This window comes from Novosphingobium sp. GW835-FHT14H07 (genome assembly GCF_058793515.1).
The window spans coordinates 1-974 of sequence record NZ_JBXAFX010000082.1; the positions used below are offsets into that span (position 1 = coordinate 1).

At 62.0% G+C, this 974-nt stretch carries 1 pseudogene; it reads right to left on the reverse strand.

Annotated features, from left to right (window positions below):
• Nucleotides 1-215 precede the first annotated feature (215 nt).
• Nucleotides 216-875: pseudogene (locus AC1Q5P_RS21900) on the reverse strand (AAA family ATPase); the annotation flags it as partial.
• Between the last annotated feature and the right edge of the window lie 99 nt (nucleotides 876-974).

Sequence of the window (974 nt, forward strand, 5' to 3'; positions counted from 1 at the left end):
CATCCGAACCCTACCGAAGATCGGCGATGGCCACCTCATCCAAGGCAGCTTCCTACACCACCCCGCGGGGCACTACCGGGCGACCCGAGGAGCCGCGCCCGGTATTACGTAGTAATAGTGTGTGTGTGCGGGGGTGTTCGGGCGGCGTTCGGGGCTGTTCGGGAAGCGTGTTCGGGAGGCGTTCGGGAAACCGTTCGGGGGCGTTCGGGCAGGCATTAGGGCACCTCCACGATGATCGTTTTCCGGCCGGATTTTCCCGGTCGTTCGACTTCTTCGGACTTGATGCGGATGTTGGCGTAGAGCCGATCCATTGCCCGACGCAGGGCGGCTTTCTTGAAGCCCTTGGCCTCTGGCATTCCCTCGAATTGCGTCGGCGCGTAGTTCGGGCCGGAGTTTGGCCCGACTGCCCGTTCAATCCCCTGCGATGCACGAGCGCGCAGGCAGGCGAGAAATGCCTCATCCTCGCTCGCGGCCCGCGACACTTCGGCAAGCTGGTTGCGAACGTCAGGCGTCAGATCGTCCTCGCGTACGAATGCGCCATCTATCCAGACAAAGCGGATCGCCTCGCCCTTGCGCGCATAGTTTGCCTTTCCGACCGTGATTGTGCGCACGTCGGTTTCCAAATCGTGCGTCAACGTCGCTTGAGAGCGCACCGCGTTGAGCCATGCAGTCGAACCCGAGTAGTCATCGCCCGACTTGTTCGGATGGCCCAGCAAGAGGATCGCAGCACCTGTCTCCCCTGCAAGCCGGTTGAGGAGATTGACGAAGCGCGTCACTTCGCCACGGTCGTTCTCGTTGCCCGTGAACAAGTGCGCCACGTTATCGAGGATCGCCAGTTTCGCCCCGGTCGTCTGGAGCATCTGCACAAGGCGCTGAAAGGCGGCAGCAGGCTTGAGCTGTCAACCGGCGCGCAAAACTGACCCCCTATCGGCGCCCAATATTGACCCCACCTTTCGGTAGTCTGGCGGTTATCC